At 56.0% G+C, this 2,476-nt stretch carries 4 protein-coding genes and 1 pseudogene; 2 read left to right on the top strand and 3 right to left on the bottom strand.

The window, feature by feature from the left end:
- The first annotated feature begins 1 nt into the window (after position 1).
- Complete coding sequence (locus GOB58_RS13390) at positions 2 to 130, top strand: arsenate reductase family protein (protein WP_407651765.1); 129 nt, start codon at positions 2 to 4, stop codon at positions 128 to 130.
- Positions 131 to 193: 63 nt separating this feature from the next.
- Here GOB58_RS13390 and GOB58_RS12820 read toward each other — a convergent pair whose 3' ends face one another.
- Positions 194 to 1,495 carry a ShlB/FhaC/HecB family hemolysin secretion/activation protein gene (locus tag GOB58_RS12820; protein ID WP_242005361.1) on the bottom strand — a complete coding sequence of 434 codons (1,302 nt, stop codon included), beginning with the start codon at positions 1,493 to 1,495 and terminating at the stop codon, positions 194 to 196.
- 66 nt (positions 1,496 to 1,561) lie between these two features.
- Positions 1,562 to 1,660 (bottom strand): annotated as a pseudogene (locus tag GOB58_RS13385) (hypothetical protein); the annotation flags it as partial.
- 3 nt (positions 1,661 to 1,663) lie between these two features.
- On the opposite strand from GOB58_RS13385, the gene GOB58_RS13170 reads away from it, so the two are divergent.
- Positions 1,664 to 2,008 carry a hypothetical protein gene (locus GOB58_RS13170; RefSeq protein WP_242005360.1) on the top strand — a complete coding sequence of 115 codons (345 nt, stop codon included), beginning with the start codon at positions 1,664 to 1,666 and terminating at the stop codon, positions 2,006 to 2,008.
- Here GOB58_RS13170 and GOB58_RS12815 read toward each other — a convergent pair.
- Positions 1,978 to 2,476 (bottom strand): MBG-2 domain-containing protein (locus GOB58_RS12815; protein ID WP_173560453.1); only part of this gene is annotated, 499 nt, incomplete at its 5' end. The two genes, GOB58_RS13170 and GOB58_RS12815, sit on opposite strands and share 31 nt — an antisense overlap.

Genomic DNA, 2,476 nt, shown 5'->3' with positions numbered 1-2,476 from the left:
TCTGACGGAAGTCCGGGCTGTCATATTAATGCAGACATATCCCTCTCTGATTAAGAGGCCTGTCATTGAATATAAAGAAAAAATTGAAACAGGATTTAATCCTGAAAAATACGCAATGATCTTCTCTTAAAAAAAAGCCCCGGTAAACCGAGGCTTTTTTAGGCATGTCCGAGGTGATAATTTTTGGATATTTTTAATATCCGATCGTAAGTGAGAGTGTTCCGAACCCGCCTTTGTTACCGAAGCCATTCTGCTCGCGGATGGCGGAGACGCCGTGCAGGCGCCAGCCAACATTGAAGATGAGGCTGATATAACGATCGACAGCACTATGCAGGTCCAGACCGATGCTGGACAGATCAGCCTCGTTCACGGACTGAGCGATGGGATGCACCTGCGAGACATGGCCATAATCATAGAACAGTCCCACCTGTTCCGTATCATACAGGGAGATGTCGGGGGCGATGAATTTGAAAAGACTAAAAGCTGGTGAGCGAATTTCGTTGGTGACACTCACCCCCTCACTGCCCAGCGCGGTATCGGTAAAATAGCCGCGTGCAGTGTAAAGCCCGCCAAGGCCAAGCTGGTTATTGTACATCAGATTGCTGCTGGCAACTTGCCCCGTGGCTTGCAAAATCCACGACAGGCCCGCAGGCAGCCATGTGGTGCGGTTAAGACTCACTGTGTCATAAACATACTGGTCACTTGCTCCGGGTACGAGTGCTTCAAAATTGCGGTGGCGGTTGGCTCCGCTCATGCCGCCGGGGCTAAGCACGAGCTGGTTCTGGAAAGTAGTCTGCCCATACGGGTCGTTCAGAATGGCATTGTATAGGATGGGAAACTGATCGACTTCTGCCTGACTATCGAATACCCGTAGTCCGCCAAATTCGAGAGTGTTGTTGGTGGTTTTGAAGTCAAAGCCGATTTGCAAATCTTCGGTCATGCGTGTACGCGGGCCGAAGGTCAGGGCAGGCAGGTCGTGGATATAACGTATGCTGGCCTGCCCGCTATGGCCTGTCTCACCCAGATAGGCGCTGCTCGTACGCATATCGGGTTTTTCCCACGCATAGGAACCAAAAATCTGAATACGGTCATGCCAGGGCAGGGGGATTGTCCAGCTCAGGGCGTGGCCGCTGTAGCGGTCGCTAACACTGTGGGTAAACTGGTAGGATAAGATCTGCCCCAGCCCGGCCACGTTGCCCCATGTGCCGCCCACGGCCCATTCGGAAGAGCCGAGCGAGGGGACACCGGCATTGTCGTAGGAGCCATAGATATGCAGGGGCAGGCGGTCTTTTGTCTGCAGGGTGACATCGGTTGTGCCCTGCGCCGTACCGGGGGCGAACAGAGCATCGACCGTGCGGAAGGGGTTGCTGTTCAGCCAGGACAGGCCAGCCTGCACGCCTGACAGGCTAAGGGTCTGGCCAGGTGCGAGCCCGCTTTCCTGCCGAATCAGTCTGTCGGAAAACCAGTGGTTACCTGCTGTTTTAACCGCGCCCAACCGGTATTCTGTGACGATGATCTGCACCACACCGTCGTTGATGTTTTGCGGCGGGATGGAGACATATACAAACGGACGCCCCTTAGCTTTGTAGAGCGCGCTGACCTTTGCCGCGATGGTGTTTAGATCCGTCATACGCAGGGGCTTGCCGAGATAGGCAGCCATCTCATGTTCGAAGGAGGCCTGATTGAGCAGGGGCAGGCCCGCATGCTGCACGCCCTTTGTGCCGGCAGGCAGACCCGTGGCCTTGAGGGTGGCAGTATCGGGGATGAATACCAAACCTTTGAGGTCGGGGATGACAACCGCATTAGACTGCGGAAGGGGCGGGGCCTCTTTACCCGGCATGGTCAGGTCGTTGGGGGCGGGTGCCGCTGCGGGCTGGCGCGGGGCAAGGCGGCTATAGGCCTGTGCATGGGCTACGCGTGGCGAGAGGGCACAGGCGACGGCAGCGAATGCGCCGCCAGCAAAAAGAATGTGGCGCATCAGAACGTGTCTTTCAGGCGGTTGGTATAAGAGGTGCCGGGCAGCACGATCTGATATGTGTTCGGAGCGGCAGAGTTTGCCGTGCTATCTGGCAGGGGTAGAGGGTTGTAGGTATTGACCAGTGTGAGACTAGGGGATTGCCCGGTGCTTGTAGTGGTGAGGTTAGCTGGGCCTGATGCCGGGGGAGTATTCCCGTTTAGCAATGCGACAGGCCAGAAGATGGGAATGGTCGTGATCCGGGTGATGGTGTAGGTGCCGCTCTGATAGGTGATGGCATAATTGCTCAGCCCTGAGCCGCGTGCGTTACTGGCGGTAAGGGCGTAGGCGCCTGTGTTGCTCAGGTTTGTGGCGGTTGTGGAGAGGCTGACACCGCTAACGGTATCGCCATTGACCAGACCACTGGTTTTAAAGTCAGCCTTATTCAGTGTGGGGTTCTGTCCATAGATGCCTGTCTGGTTCAGGGCGGTAATGGCCAGGGCGGCGGGTGTAATGTCGTAG

The sequence above is a fragment of the Acetobacter thailandicus genome, from assembly GCF_011516655.1.
GTDB lineage: Bacteria > Pseudomonadota > Alphaproteobacteria > Acetobacterales > Acetobacteraceae > Acetobacter > Acetobacter thailandicus.
This window is presented reverse-complemented; position numbering and strand designations above follow the sequence as displayed.

Coding starts and splice junctions, on each gene's coding strand:
- GOB58_RS13170 (WP_242005360.1), top strand. CDS start 1,664: ATGTTCGAAGGAGGCCTGATTGAGCAGGGGCAGGCCCGCATGCTGCAC.